The organism is Cellulomonas gelida (assembly GCF_006538725.1).
Lineage (GTDB): Bacteria > Actinomycetota > Actinomycetes > Actinomycetales > Cellulomonadaceae > Cellulomonas > Cellulomonas gelida.
Map to the genome: position 1 here is coordinate 18289 of NZ_BJLQ01000040.1, position 12985 is coordinate 31273.

12 protein-coding genes and 1 pseudogene are annotated in these 12985 nt (G+C 75.2%); 3 read left to right on the top strand and 10 right to left on the bottom strand.

The window, feature by feature from the left end; genetic code table 11:
* Positions 1–170: 170 nt before the first annotated feature.
* From CGE01nite_RS14325 to CGE01nite_RS14350, 6 genes are read right to left on the bottom strand one after another with little or no spacing between them, the layout of a single operon-like run.
* Positions 171–962 carry a copper homeostasis protein CutC gene (locus tag CGE01nite_RS14325; RefSeq protein WP_229747290.1) on the bottom strand — a complete coding sequence of 264 codons (792 nt, stop codon included), beginning with the start codon at positions 960–962 and terminating at the stop codon, positions 171–173.
* Positions 955–1953: a 23S rRNA (guanosine(2251)-2'-O)-methyltransferase RlmB gene (gene rlmB / locus CGE01nite_RS14330; protein WP_048341548.1), complete on the bottom strand. Its 999-nt coding sequence runs from the start codon at positions 1951–1953 to the stop codon at positions 955–957. The genes CGE01nite_RS14325 and rlmB overlap by 8 nt, the downstream gene beginning before the upstream one ends.
* Positions 1953–3386, bottom strand: a complete 1434-nt coding sequence (gene cysS / locus CGE01nite_RS14335) for a cysteine--tRNA ligase (RefSeq protein WP_141371482.1) — start codon at positions 3384–3386, stop codon at positions 1953–1955. The genes rlmB and cysS overlap by 1 nt, the downstream gene beginning before the upstream one ends.
* A gap of 55 nt (positions 3387–3441) precedes the next feature.
* Positions 3442–4620 (bottom strand): alanine racemase, encoded by a 1179-nt coding sequence (locus CGE01nite_RS17125; RefSeq protein ID WP_141371483.1) that lies wholly within the window; start codon positions 4618–4620, stop codon positions 3442–3444.
* Entirely contained in the window at positions 4617–5837 is a 1221-nt protein-coding gene (locus tag CGE01nite_RS14345) for an MFS transporter (protein ID WP_048341551.1), read from the bottom strand. The genes CGE01nite_RS17125 and CGE01nite_RS14345 overlap by 4 nt, the downstream gene beginning before the upstream one ends.
* Entirely contained in the window at positions 5834–6451 is a 618-nt protein-coding gene (locus tag CGE01nite_RS14350) for a TetR/AcrR family transcriptional regulator (protein ID WP_048341552.1), read from the bottom strand. Before CGE01nite_RS14350 ends, CGE01nite_RS14345 begins: the two co-directional genes overlap by 4 nt.
* Before the next feature lie 129 nt (positions 6452–6580).
* On the opposite strand from CGE01nite_RS14350, the gene CGE01nite_RS14355 reads away from it, so the two are divergent.
* Both CGE01nite_RS14355 and CGE01nite_RS14360 read left to right on the top strand, forming a co-directional pair.
* The gene (locus tag CGE01nite_RS14355) at positions 6581–7915 is read left to right on the top strand and encodes a D-arabinono-1,4-lactone oxidase (protein WP_141371484.1); all 1335 of its coding nucleotides are present in this window, start codon (positions 6581–6583) and stop codon (positions 7913–7915) included.
* A 95-nt stretch (positions 7916–8010) separates the two neighbouring features.
* Positions 8011–8964 (top strand): NADP-dependent oxidoreductase, encoded by a 954-nt coding sequence (locus tag CGE01nite_RS14360; RefSeq protein WP_141371485.1) that lies wholly within the window; start codon positions 8011–8013, stop codon positions 8962–8964.
* Between the two features lie 4 nt (positions 8965–8968).
* Here CGE01nite_RS14360 and CGE01nite_RS14365 read toward each other — a convergent pair whose 3' ends face one another.
* Positions 8969–9940 carry a LysR family transcriptional regulator gene (locus CGE01nite_RS14365; RefSeq protein WP_141371486.1) on the bottom strand — a complete coding sequence of 324 codons (972 nt, stop codon included), beginning with the start codon at positions 9938–9940 and terminating at the stop codon, positions 8969–8971.
* A gap of 73 nt (positions 9941–10013) precedes the next feature.
* Here CGE01nite_RS14365 and CGE01nite_RS14370 point away from each other — a divergent pair, with 73 nt between their 5' ends.
* Positions 10014–11081, top strand: a complete 1068-nt coding sequence (locus tag CGE01nite_RS14370; RefSeq protein ID WP_417282009.1) for an EamA family transporter — start codon at positions 10014–10016, stop codon at positions 11079–11081.
* Here CGE01nite_RS14370 and CGE01nite_RS14375 read toward each other — a convergent pair.
* The 3 genes and pseudogenes from CGE01nite_RS14375 to CGE01nite_RS14385 form a co-directional block, all read right to left on the bottom strand.
* Positions 11003–11455: pseudogene (locus tag CGE01nite_RS14375) on the bottom strand (2-C-methyl-D-erythritol 2,4-cyclodiphosphate synthase); the annotation flags it as partial. The gene CGE01nite_RS14370 and the pseudogene CGE01nite_RS14375 sit on opposite strands and share 79 nt — an antisense overlap.
* Positions 11452–12210 (bottom strand): 2-C-methyl-D-erythritol 4-phosphate cytidylyltransferase, encoded by a 759-nt coding sequence (ispD, locus tag CGE01nite_RS14380; RefSeq protein WP_141371488.1) that lies wholly within the window; start codon positions 12208–12210, stop codon positions 11452–11454. The pseudogene CGE01nite_RS14375 and the gene ispD, both read right to left, overlap by 4 nt.
* A 63-nt stretch (positions 12211–12273) precedes the next feature.
* Positions 12274–12756: a CarD family transcriptional regulator gene (locus tag CGE01nite_RS14385; protein ID WP_048341557.1), complete on the bottom strand. Its 483-nt coding sequence runs from the start codon at positions 12754–12756 to the stop codon at positions 12274–12276.
* Between the last annotated feature and the right edge of the window lie 229 nt (positions 12757–12985).

Below are 12985 nucleotides of genomic sequence, written 5' to 3' on the forward strand. Positions count from 1 at the left end.
CCCTCCCCCGCCCGTGCCGGTGGGCGGCGGGTCGGGCTGGCGCTGGTCGGCGGAGGCCGGTTCGCGCACGGCCGGTCGGCAGCTGCTGGTGAGCATGCACCTGGTCGGCTCGCGGGTCGGCCCGCGGCCGGGCGGCAGTCACGGGTCAGCCTGCGGCGGGTCGGGAGTGACTAGTCGGTCTGCGGCTGGTGGGTCAGCGGGCGGTCGAGTGCGGCGTGCGCGGCGGCGACGACACGCTCGTCGGTCGTCGTCCAGCCCGCGTCCGCCCCACCACCCGGTCCGCCGTCGCCCGCCACCGCGCGCGAGGCCGACAGGTGCACCGCGGCGACGCCCGTCTCGACGATCGCGGGGATGTCCGCGACGCGCACACCGCCGCCCGCCATGACCTGCACGCGACCACCCACGTGCGCGACCGTCGCACGGATCCGCGCGAGGCCGTCGCCCGCTCGGGCCGCACCCCCCGAGGTGAGCACGCGCGTGACCCCGTGCCGAGCCAGGACCTCCAGCGCCGCAGACAACGCCGGCGACGAGGGCGCGAGCACGTCGAACGCGCGGTGGAAGGTCACCTCGACGCCGTCGGCCGCGGCCACGAGTCGTTCGAGGACGCCCTCGTCGACCCGGCCGTCGGCGGTGAGCGCGCCGACGACGACACCGGACGCCCCCGCGCGCACAGCGGCGCGGACCTCCCGGACCTGCACGGCGACCTCGTCGGGCGCGTAGACGAATCCGCCCGGGCGCGGGCGGACGAGCACGTGCACGCCGGTCCTGGGCACCGCCTCGACGACCGCCTCGAGCAGCCCGACGCCGGGCGTCACCCCACCGGTCGCGGCCAGCGCGGTGCACAGCTCGAGCCGCTGCGCGCCGGCGCGGACCGCCGCGACCGCCCCGCTCACGTCCTGCACCGCGATCTCGAGGATCGTCGGCGCCGCCTCGGTCACCGCGTCGGCGGCCGGGTCAGGCACGGTGGCGAGCGACCTCGTACAGGGCGATGCCCGCGGCGACGCCCGCGTTGAGCGACTCGACCTCGGACGAGATCGGGATGGACGCGATCGCGTCGCACTGCTCGCGCACGAGCCGCGACAGGCCCTTGCCCTCGGACCCGACGACGACGACGAGCGGGTCACCGGCGTAGGGCAGGTCGGCGACGGCGACGTCCCCGCCACCGTCGAGCCCGACGACGAACACGCCGGCCTTCTTCCACTCCTGCAGGGTCCGCGCGAGGTTGGTGACGCGCGCGACGGGCACGCGTGCGGCGGCACCGGCGGACACCTTCCACGCAGCCGCCGTGACGCCGGCCGCACGACGCTCGGGCACGATCACGCCGTGCGCACCGAACGCACCGGCCGAGCGCAGCACGGCGCCGAGGTTGCGCGGGTCGGTCACGCCGTCGAGCGCGACGGCCAGCACGGGCACGCCCGCGCGCGCCGCGATGTCGAGCAGGTCCTCGTCCTCGGCATACGCGTACGGCGGGACCTGGATCGCGACGCCCTGGTGCACCGAGCCGTCGGTGAGCCGGTCGAGCTCGGTGCGGGACACCTCGAGCAGCGGGTAGCCCGCGTCGGCGGCGGTCGAGACGATCTCGCGCGTGCGGTCGTCGGCCTCGAGCTTGGCGGCCAGGTACAGGGTCGTGACGGGCACACCCGTGCGCATCGCCTCGAGGACGGAGTTGCGCCCCGAGACGATCTCGTGGGTCGACGACTTGCGTCCGCCCTTGCTGCCGGCGGCGGACCGCGACGCGGACGCGGCAGGTCGGCCGGAGGTGCCCCGGGCTCCCGCCACGCGACGCTCGGCCGCGACCTTCTTCTTGTGGGCCGTGTGGTACGGACGGTCCTCGGCCTTGGGCGTGGGGCCCTTGCCCTCGAGCGCCTTGCGGCTGTGACCGCCGGTGCCGACGGTCGCGCCCTTCTTGCCGCCCTTGCGCGTCGCGCCGCGACGCGAGCTGTTGCCGGCCATCAGTCCTCCGATCGGGGTGCGAGCGTCCAACGGGCGCCCGCAGGTGAGTCCTCGACCACGACACCGGCGGTGGTCAGCCGGTCGCGGATCGCGTCAGCGGTCGCGAAGTCACGCGCGGCACGCGCTGCGGCGCGCGCCTCGAGCTGGGCCTCGACGAGCTCGTCGAGCGCCCTCGCGTACCGCTCGTCGGTGCCGTCGGCGCGCCACTGCGGCGAGCCCGGGTCGAGACCGAGGACGTCGAGCATCGCACGGAGCGTGACGAGCGCGTCACGCGCCGCGGGCAGGTCACCCGCCGCGAGGGCGGTGTTGCCGGAGCGCAGGGTCTCGTGCACGACCGCGAGCGCGGCGGGGACGTTGAGGTCGTCGTCCATCGCGGCGACGAACTCGTCGGGCAGCGGCGCGGACGCGACGGCCTCGTCGGGCACGTCGCCCGTGCGCTCGACCGCGCGCTCCACGAAGCCCGCGAGCCGGTCCCACGTGGCCTCGGCCTCGCGGAGCGTGTCGTCGGTCCACTCGAGCATCGAGCGGTACTGCACGGCGGTGAGCGCCCACCGCAGCACCACGGGCCGCACGTCGCGCAGCACGACGTCCACGAGCAGCCCGTTGCCGAGCGACTTGCTCATCTTCGCGCCGCCCTGCGTGACCCAGCCGTTGTGCAGCCAGTACCGCGCGAACTCCTGCCCGGCGGCGCGCGACTGCGCGAGCTCGTTCTCGTGGTGCGGGAAGCGCAGGTCGAGCCCGCCGCCGTGGATGTCGAACTCGGGGCCGAGGTAGCGCGCCGCCATCGCCGAGCACTCGAGGTGCCAGCCGGGGCGCCCCCGGCCGAACGGCGTGTCCCAGGACGCGGTCTCGGGCTCGCCCGGCTTGGGCGCCTTCCACAGCGCGAAGTCGTGCACGTCGCGCTTGGCGCCGCCCGCGGGGGCGTCGTCGGGCGCGGGGACCATGTCGTCGACGGGCTGGCGAGTCAGCGCGCCGTAGTCGCGGAACGACCGCACGTCGAAGTACACGTCGCCGGGCGCCGCCTGGTAGGCGTGCCCCTTCTCGACGAGCGTGCGCATGAGGTCGACCATCGCCGGGACGTGGCCGGTGGCGCGTGGCTCGTAGGTGGGCGGCAGGACCCCGAGCGCGTCGTACGCGGCTGTGAACGCGCGCTCGTTCGTCATCGCCCAGGCCCACCACTCGACGCCCGCCTCGGCGGACTTCGCGAGGATCTTGTCGTCGATGTCGGTCACGTTGCGCACCAGCGTGACGCGCACGCCCTGCCGGCGCAGCCAGCGCACGAGCACGTCGAACGCGACGCCGGACCGGACGTGCCCGACGTGGGGCGGCGCCTGCACGGTCGCACCGCACAGGTAGATGCCGACCTCGCCGGCGACCCGGGGGACGAAGTCGCGCACCGTGCGGGTGGCGGTGTCGTACAGGCGAAGACTCACGCGGGCAAGGCTACCGGCGCGACGCTCGTCGGACGTCCGGGCGCGGCGCGACGGCTCAGCCGAACGTGCGCCCCTCGCCCCGGTACGTCGGGACCGTCGCCTCGACGGCCTCGCCGCGCACGAGGTGCACGTCGGCGAACCGCTCCATGACCTCGCCGGACTTCGCGTGCCGGAACCACACGCGGTCGCCGACGCGCAGGTCCGCGCGTCCCCGCACCCGCAGCGGGGTCTGGACCTCACCCGCACCCTCGCGCGGCGTGAGCGTGAGCCCGCCGGGCCACACGGGCCGCGGCTGGCGTGACGCGGTCGGTGGCCCCGAGGCGATGTAGCCGCCGCCGAACGCCGTGGCGTACCCCGACGCGGGGATGCGCACGACGTCCAGGCCGAAGAACGCGGCCGGGCGCGGCTCGAACGAGCGGTACTGGTCGAACAGCGTCGGGACGAACAGCCCCGAGCCCGCGGTGACCTCGGTGACCGTCGGGTCGGAGACCGACGACTCGACCGAGCCCGAGCCGCCGGAGTTCACGAGCGTCAGCCGGTGGCCGACGGCCTCGCTGACCGCCTCGACGACGAGCCCACGACGGCGCGCGAGATCCCGGATCGACAGCCGCTTCACGGCACGCACGGCAGCGCTCGAGTCGGGCATGCCCGCGACCTGCGCCTCGTAGAACATGACGCCCCGCACCTCGAGGCCGTCGCGGTGCGCGATCGCCTCCGCGAGCGCCTGCGCCTCGGCGGGCGTGTGCACGGGCGAGCGACGCACGCCGAGGTGCGCGCGCAGCGGTCCGACGCCCACGCGCAGCGACGCGTCGACGTCGAGGCAGACCTGCAGGGTCCGGCCGTGCGCGGCCGCGGCCTTCGCCGCGAGGTCCGCCTGCGCGACGTCGTCGACCATGAGCGTCACCGCGGCCGCGGCGACGGGGTCGGCGGCGAGCTCGTCGAGCCCGACCGTGTCGACCGACGGGTATCCGACGAGCACGTCGGCCACACCGTGCCGTGCGAGCCACACGGCCTCGCGCACCGAGTACGCCATGACGCCCGCGAACCCGGGCGTCGCGAGGACCGTCTCGAGCACCGCGCGCACGCGCACGGACTTGCTCGCGACGCGCACCGGCGTGCCGACGGCGCGCGCGACGAGGTCCGCCGCGTTGGCCTCGAGGGCGTCCAGGTCGACCACGGCGAGCGGCGCGGGCAGGTGCCCGGTCGCGGCGTCGAGCCGGTCTCCGATCGTCACGCGATCACCTCTCTCTCACGGCGGGCCGCCTCGGCGTCGTCGTGCACCGCGAACCGCCCGGACAGCGTCGTGATGACGAGCACGAGCGCGATCGGGATGAGGAACCCGACGCGCAGCGACGAGAACCCGCTCACCACGCCGACGAGCACCGCGCCCAGCAAGGTGCCGCCGTAGTTGAAGACGTTGAGCCGCGCGACGACCGCGTCGGCGTTGTCGGGGTCGAGCGCGCCCGCGGCCGCGAAGCACAGCGGCGCCCCGAGCCCGAGCCCCGCACCAGCGAGTGCGAACCCGACCAGCGCGACACCGGCACCGGGGGCCGCGACCACGACGCCGAGACCGGCCGCGGCGACGAGCGACGCGGTCCGCACGACGCGCACGCGGCCCCACCGGCGCACGGCCGCGTCGCCGAACAGGCGCGGCACGAACGCGGTGACGAGGTAGGCCGCGAGCGTGAGCGGGCCGAGCCACGCGGCCGCGTCGAGCGTGCTGTCGACGTAGAGCGAGCCCCAGGTCTGCGCCGCGTTGTCGGCTGCGTAGAACGCGAGCAGCGCGACGCCCAGCACGAGCAGGGGTCCCCACGGGATCGGCGCGGCCGGGGCCGTGCCCGCGTGCTCGCCGTCCGCCGCGCGCCGCTCGTCGGACCCGACGGCACGCGCGTCCGTCCGCAGGCCGTCGCGCAGCTCGATCCACCCCGCACCGAGCGCGACGAGCACGCCGGGCAGGAACACGAGCATCACCGGGTCGTAGGGCAGCCACATCACGGTCGCGGAGCAGACGAGCGCCCCGACGATCGCGCCGGCGGACCACCCGGCGTGGAAGCTCGCCATGAGTGGGCGGCCCGCGGCGCGCTGCACCGCGACGCCCTGCATGTTGGTGCCCGCGTCGACCATGCCGAGCGCGATCCCGTACAGCGCGAACGCGCCCACGGCCGCGAGGAACACCGGCGCGAGCGCGACGAGAGGCAGGGTCACGGCGATGCCGAACAGGCCCGCGGCGAGCGCGACGCGGCTGCCGCCGGGGCGCCGCGAGAGCAGGTCGGCGAGCCCGGAGCCGGCCACCGCGGCGAGCAGGACGCCCAGCACGGCGTAGGTGAGCTGGTCCTCGCTGATGCCGTAGCGGTCCCGCACGACGGGCAGGCTCGCGAGGATCGTCGTCAGGACGTAGCCCTGGGCCGCGAAGGCCAGGGTCCCGGCGCGACGTGCGGGCAGGGCGCTCACGCCTCGCTGCTCGCGGCGCCGTGCGCGACCGTCCGGGTCACGAGGAACTCGCCGAAGCGGATCATCGACTCCCGGGCGGCGTCGTCGTCGCCGTCGACGAGCCAGGACAACGAGAGCCCGTCGACGAACGCGACGATCGCTCGCGCCAGCTCGGGCACCGGCTGCGCCCACTCGACGCCCGCGACCCGCGCGATCTCCTCGAGCACGGCCTCCGCGGCGGACCGCTGCCCGCGGTACTGCTCGAGCGCGACCTCACGCAGGTCGGCGTGCCGCAGCGAGGCGGTGGTCAGTTCGTACGACAGGAGCTGGGACCCGCGCGACGTGGAGATCGACTGCCAGAACGCGCCGACGACGGCCTGGACCACGTCCTCGGTGGACATGCCGTCGGGCAGCTCGGACAGGTCGGTGGGCGCGTTCTGCGCCGTGATCTTGTGCGCCATCGCACGCATGAGCTCGGACTTGTCCTGGAAGCAGTAGTGCACCACCCCGAGGGAGACGCCCGCCTCGGCGGCGACCGCGCGCACGGTCGCTGCCTCGATCCCGTCCCTGCTCGCCACGGTGATGGCAGCCTCGATGAGCTGCTCGCGCCGCTCGGCCACCGGCATGCGGTTCATGCGGTCCCCTTCACATGGCACCGGTCAGGGCCCGGGCCCCCGCCCGCGACCAGTGCCGCCGCGACAACGATAGCCAAGCATGACCGCTGCGCTTGACTTGGACAAGTGTTCAGTCCCACCCTCGTCCCCATGACGAACGGGACAGACGCGACGCGCTGGGTGAACTGGGCGCGCACCGCTTCGTCATCCCCTGTCCGGTTCGACCGGCCGCGCGACGTGCCCGAGCTCGCTGCGAGCGTCGCCGACGCCGCGGCGCAGGGCCTGACGGTGCGCGCGGTCGGCGCCGGCCACTCGTTCACGCCCGCGGCCGTGACCGACGGCGTGCAGCTCAGCCTCGACGCGATCGACACCCTCGAGGACGTGCACCGCCGCCCCGACGGCACCGCGCTCGTCACGGTGGGCGCAGGCATCCGCCTGGCCGCGCTCAACGGCGTGCTCGCCGCCCTCGGTCTCGCGCTGCGCAACCTGGGCGACATCGACCGGCAGTCGATCGCGGGTGCGATCTCCACGGGCACGCACGGTACGGGCGCGCGGCTCGGCGGCCTGGCGACGCAGGTCGTCGGGGCCCGCCTGGTGACCGCGTCCGGCGAGGTCGTCGAGACATCGCCCACGCAGGAGCCCGAGCTGTTCGAGCTCGCGCGCCTCGGCCTGGGCAGCGCGGGCGTGCTCGCGGCGGTCACGCTCGAGGCCGTCCCCGCGTTCCTGCTCGAGGCCGTCGAGGAGCCGTGGCCGCTCGACGCGGTGCTCGAGCAGCTCGACGGCCCGGACGGGCTCGTCGAGGGCAACGACCACTTCGAGTTCTACTGGTTCCCCCACACGCGCCGCGCGCTGACCAAGCGCAACAACCGGGTCGAGGCGGGCGCCGGCCTGAACCCCCTGCGGCGCTGGGTGGACGACGAGCTGCTGTCCAACACCGTGTTCGAGGCGACCAACCGCCTGGTCACCGCGGTTCCCCGGGTCACGCGCCGCGTCAACGCGATCGCCGCGCGCAGCCTGTCCGCCCGCAGCTACGTCGCGCGGTCGCCGGAGGTGTTCGCCTCGCCGCGGCGCGTGCGGTTCCGCGAGATGGAGTACGCCGTCCCGCGCGAGGCCCTGCTCGACGTGCTCGCGGAGATCGACCGGTGGATCGAGTCGTCGGGCGAGCGCCTGCCGTTCCCGGCCGAGATCCGGTTCGCGGCAGCCGACGACCTGTGGCTCTCGACCGCGCACGGCCGCGACACCGCGTACGTGGCCGTGCACCAGTACTGGCGGCTGCCGCACGAGCGCTACTTCGCCGCCGTCGAGCGGATCGTCGCCGAGCACGCCGGACGCCCGCACTGGGGCAAGCTACACGGGCTCGACGCGTCCCGCCTCGCCGAGCTGTACCCACGGTTCGCCGACGCGCAGCGCGTCCGCGCCCAGGCCGACCCGACGGGCGTGTTCGACAACGACTACCTCACGCGCGTCTTCGGCCCACGCCCCTGACACGTGTCACCCGTGAGGGTGATGAGAACCGTTTCAGCGCGCCCACCGCGGAACGGCCCTGGCCGTGCACGGCCCACGGGTGCACTCTGATCGGCGTGTCGCACACCAGCACCGCCGTCGTGGCGATCTCCTACGGCGGACCCGACTCCCTGCGCGTGATCGACGTGGACCCCGGCGAGCCGGGGCCCGGGGAGGTCCTCCTCGACGTCCGGGCCGCCGCCGTCAACCCGATCGACTGGAAGATGTACGCGGGCGGGCCTGGCGCGGACCCGCAACGCCTGCCCCTGCGACTGGGCATCGAGGTCGCCGGGGTCGTGACGGCCGTCGGCCCCAACGTGCGCTGGCTCGCGGTGGGCGACGAGGTCGTGGCGTGGCCGGTGCGCGGCGGGTACGCGCGCAGGCTCGTCGTCCCCGAGCAGGCGACCGTTCGCAAGCCCGCCGAGCTCGGCTGGCCGCAGGCCGCCGGTCTGCTGGTCGCCGGGACCACCGCGGTGCACACCCTGACCGCGACGCGCACCGGGCCGCAGGACGTCGTCCTCGTGCACGGCGGGTCCGGCTCCGTCGGCCGCATGGTGGTCCAGCTCGCCGAGCTCCGCGGCGCGCGCGTGATCGCGACCGCGTCGCCCGACACGCACGACGACCTGCGCACGCTGGGCGCCGTCCCCGTCGCGTACGGCGAGGGCCTGCTCGAGCGCGTCGAGGCCGCCGCGTCCGAGCTGGGCGCACCCGTGACGGTCGCGATCGACACGGTCGGCTCCGACGAGGCGCTCGACACCTCCGTCGCGCTGGTCACCGACCGCTCACGGATCGCGACGATCGCGGGCTTCCGGCGCGCGGGCGAGCTCGGCATCCAGGCGCTCGGTGGCGGCCCGGGGGCCGACCCGGGCACCGCGGTGCGCGACGCGGCCCGCGCGCAGCTCGTCGAGCTCGCGGGCGACGGGACGCTCGACGTCCACGTCGCGCGCACCTACCCGCTCGAGGACGTCGCGCAGGCCCACGCCGACAGCCGGACGGGCCACGCCCGCGGCAAGCTCGTCCTGCTGCCCTGAGCGCTCACCCCTCGGCCGGTGCCGGGCGCGCGGGAGTGGTGATCTGCGCCGCGAGCGCCTCGAGCTCGGCCAGCACGCGCTGCACGACGAGCCGCTCGGCCTTGTCCCGGCGCACCAACGCCTCGACGAGCCGTCCCGCGCGCACCCCGGCGAGCGGGAGGAGCCGCACGCGCGGGTCCGCCCCGAAGGTGTAGCGCGGCAGCAGCGAGATGCCGTGGCCGGCGCCGACCAGCGCGGCCGCCACGTGGAAGTCGTTGATCCGGTGCCGGACCCGCGGCTCGGCCCCGGCCCGCGCGCCGATCGCGGCGAGCACGTGGGCCACGGGGAACCCCGCACGCACCGCCACCCAGTCCTCGTCCACCAGGTCCCGCGGCTCGATGCCGTGCGCGTTGCTGTACTCGTCGTCGTGCTCGTTGCTGGGCCCGTCGCTGCGGCGAGCGGCGAGGGGGTGGTCGGGGGCGAGCGCGACGTCGAGCGGCTCACGCAGCAGGTGCCGCACCACCACCCCGCCGCCCCAGCCCGGAGACCCGTCGGGCCGGTGCGCCACGACGACGTCGATCTCGTCCGTCAGGGCGACGAACTGCGCCTGCGGGACGTCGTCGTCAGAGCACTCCACGCGCACGTCGGGCAGCGCGCGCACGCGCTCCAGGAGACCCGGGAGCAGCAGCTGCGCACCGCTCGCGAACGCGCTCACGCGCACGGTCCCGCCGGGTCGCTCACGAAGCCGGTCGACCGCGGCCCCGGCACGCTCGAGCGCGACCGCGACGTCCACCGCCGCCTCGCTGAGCGCCGTTCCCGCGGCGGTGAGGCGCACGCCGCGGCCCACGCGCTCGGTGAGCGGCACGCCCACGGCCCGCTCCAGCTGGTGCACCTGCTGCGAGACCGCCGAGGGCGTCAGGTGCAGCACGCGCGCCGCCGCGGTCACGCCGCCCTGCGTGCCCACGGCGCGCAGCGTCTGCAGGGCGCGTGCATCCATGCAGCAACGCTACAACGTCCGTTCACGACAATGCGCTTGTCGTGAATGATCAGCCTGCCGCACGCTCGTGGCCATGACCCTGCGCGACCGTCTCCTCGCCGTCGTCGTCGCCGTGACCTGGGGCCTGAACTTCCCGGCGATCCACCTGACGCTCGAGCAGTTCCCGCCGTTCCTCGCGGTGGCCCTGCGCTTCTCGCTCCTCGCGGTCCCCACGCTCCTGCTCGTGCCGCGCCCGAGCGCGCCGTGGCGCTGGGTGCTGCTCTACGGCGCGGGCTTCGGCGTGCTGCAGTTCGTGTTCCTCTACTCGGCCATCGACTCCGGGATGCCGACGGGCCTGGCCTCGCTCGTCCTGCAGTCGTCGGCGCCGTTCACGGTGGTCCTCGCCGCCGCGCTGCTGCGCGAGCACGTGTCCGGGCGCCAGGCGCTCGGCGTGCTCGTCGCGGTCGTCGGGCTCGCGGGGATCGCCGTGCACCGGGCCGGGCTGAACGGTGGCGCCACGCTCGTCCCGGTGCTGCTCACGCTGTGCGGCGGCCTGGGCTGGGCGATGGGCAACCTCGGCAACCGGCGCGCGATGCAGGCCGCACCGGGTGAGCCGCTGCGCCTCATGCTGTGGATGTCGGTGATACCGCCGCTCCCGCTGCTCGCGCTCTCGCTGACGCTCGAGGGCCCCGCGCGCATCCGCGCGTCGTTCACCGGCCTGGCCACGCCGACGGGCTGGACCGCGCTCGGCGCGCTCGCGTTCACCGTCCTGGTCGGGACGCTCGCGGGCTCGGGCCTGTGGACGTCGCTCATGTCCCGGTACCCCGCGGGCGTCGTCGCGCCGTTCTCGATGCTCGTGCCGGTGGTCGGCATCGGCTCGTCGTGGCTGATCCTGCGCGAGCGCACGTCGCTCGCGGAGCTCGGCTGGGGTGCGCTCGTGGTCGCGGGCGTCCTGCTGGGCAGCACCGCGCGGCGGCGGCCTCAGCCCGTCGTGCCGCTCGCGTCGGGCACGGGGGTCACCGGCACGACGAGCGCCGTGGCGATCGCCGCCACGCCCTCGCCCCGCCCGGTCAGCCCGAGCCCGTCCGACGTCGTCGCCGAGATCGTCACCGGCCCACCGGCCGCCGACGAGAGCACGGCCTCGGCCTCGGCCCGCCGCTGACCCACGCGCGGCCGGTTCCCGACGACCTGCACCGCGACGTTCCCGATCTCGAAGCCCGCGGCCCGCACGCGCCGCGCCGCCTCGGCGAGCAGCGTCGCACCCGCGGCACCGGCCCACTGCGGCTCGGCAGTGCCGAAGTTGGAGCCCAGGTCGCCCAGGCCGGCCGCCGAGAGCAGGGCGTCGGCTGCGGCGTGCGCGGCGACGTCGGCGTCGGAGTGGCCCGCGAGCGGCCGCTCCCCGGGCCACGCGAGCCCCGCCAGGTGCAGCACCGCGTCGGGCGCGGGGTCCTCGTCGTACGCGTGCACGTCCACGCCGACGCCCGTGCGCGGCAGCGGGTACGCGGGCCTCGACGGGACGGGAGCCTCGTGCGTCATGCGTCCCCCAGGAGCTCGGCGACCCGCAGGTCACGTGCGGTCGTGATCTTGGCGGCGCGCTCGTCGCCGGCCACCACCCAGACGGCGTGGCCGAGCCGTTCGACGAGGCCGGCGTCGTCGGTCGCGGCGAGGGACTCGTCGTGCGCGTGCCGCGCGGCCTCGTCGTGCGCGCGCCGCAGCAGCCCCAGCGTGAAGCCCTGCGGCGTCTGCACCGCCCGTAGGTCCGCGCGCTCGACCGTCGCGCGCACCGGCTCGGCTCCCCCCGCGTCGGCCGGCCCGACGCGCTTGACCGTGTCCGTCACGGGAAGCCCCGGCACCACCGCCTCGTGCCCCGCCGCGACGGCGGCCACGACGCGCGCGACGAGCTCGGCGGGCGCGAACGGCCGCGCGGCGTCGTGCACCAGGACCGTCGTGCCGGCGTCGAGGTGCGCACCGAGTGCCGCGAGCCCGGCCGCGACCGACGCCTGCCGCGTCGCACCGCCCGCGACCACACGCACACGAGGACCCGGGGACGGCGTCCCAGGGCCCTCGGTCGGTGTCGCGGCGAGCGCGACGACGAACGCGTCGAGGTGCTCCGCCGGTGCGGTCACCACGATCTCGTCGAGCAACGGTCCGTGCGCGCCGCTCGCGTCCAGGAGACGACGAGCGGCGTGCACGACGAGCGCCTCGCCCCGGAGAGGGACGAGAGCCTTCGGCAGCGCATGGCCGAGCCTGGACCCGCTGCCCGCAGCGGTCAGGACGGCGACGACGCTCACGCGCCGGCCGTCGTCAGGTCGGACACATCCACCACCCGTACGCCACCACGACGCCGGGAGGCGTCAGGAGGCGAGAACCTCGTCGAGGATGGCCTCGGCCTTCTCCTCCTCGGTGTGCTCCGCGAGCGCGAGCTCCGAGACGAGGATCTGGCGAGCCTTGGCCAGCATGCGCTTCTCGCCCGCGGACAGGCCGCGGTCCGCATCACGCCGGGAGAGGTCGCGCACGACCTCGGCCACGCGAATCACGTCGCCCGAGGCGAGCTTCTCGAGGTTGGCCTTGTACCGGCGCGACCAGTTGGTGGGCTCTTCCGTGTACGGGGCGCGAAGCACCTCGAAGACGCGGTCGAGGCCCTCCTGGCCGACCACGTCACGAACACCCACCAGGTCGACGTTCTCCGCAGGGACCTCGATGGTCAGGTCGCCCTGGGCGACCTTGAGCTTGAGGTAGATCTTGTCCTCGCCGCGGATGGTCCGGGTCTTGATCTCTTCGATCAGCGCTGCACCGTGGTGCGGGTAGACAACAGTCTCCCCAACCGTGAAAGTCATCTGCAGGTGTCCCCTTTCGCAGGGGGCCTATCTTAGCACGCCAATCGGACGCGCCGACCGGCCGATGGTATCACTCGGACGCACGTCGTCGCAGGTCAGAGGCTTGCACGCGGGCGCACACGGGCGCGCGAGACCGCTCGGGGACGGACCTCGTGACCCGGGGACGTCACGCACACCCGCTCCGATCGTGTGGGCAGCCTCACGCCCGTGCGAGGGACGAACGTCCCTC